This is a genomic window from Candidatus Hydrogenedentota bacterium, from assembly GCA_016791475.1.
In the GTDB taxonomy this organism is placed as follows: domain Bacteria; phylum Hydrogenedentota; class Hydrogenedentia; order Hydrogenedentales; family JAEUWI01; genus JAEUWI01.
Map to the genome: position 1 here is coordinate 1 of JAEUWI010000473.1, position 518 is coordinate 518.

Below are 518 nucleotides of genomic sequence, written 5' to 3' on the forward strand. Positions count from 1 at the left end.
TGACTCGGCGACCGTCAAAATCGTGCAATGGAATTCAGCCGCTGTGTTGTCTTGATAGATTTCACCACCTGAAGATTTTTGCTTTGACTTGTCATTGGTGGTCAGATCAGGAGAAATTTCCTCCCATGTATAGCCTTTGTCGCGGCTGCGGAACAATACGTTGCCAGCTGTATAAACGGTGTTCGGGTCATGAGGGGAGACATGGATCGGGGTATCCCAGTTGAAACGATACTTATGAAATTCCATCCCGTCACCGGCGGATCCGATCTTGTTGGGATAAGGATGGATCGTTCTCGTATTTCCTGTTTTCGTATCCACATGGAAAATTACTCCCCCCTGAAGGTTGGCATAAACTTCATTCTCCTTGCCTGGAATTGGCACAGCATAATATCCATCGCCGCCGGCAATCTGGATCCAATCTCTTTTCATGATGCCGATCTGATGCAATGAATTGCTTGGACCCGTCCACGTACCATTATCCTGGAGGCCTCCATACAAATAGTAGGGGTCACGATCAT

1 protein-coding gene is annotated in these 518 nt (G+C 47.7%); it reads right to left on the minus strand.

Annotation, left to right across the window (positions count from 1 at the left end):
- Positions 1-429: hypothetical protein (locus JNK74_30315; GenBank protein MBL7650464.1), on the minus strand; the 429-nt coding region annotated here is incomplete at its 3' end.
- Positions 430-518: the final 89 nt, after the last annotated feature.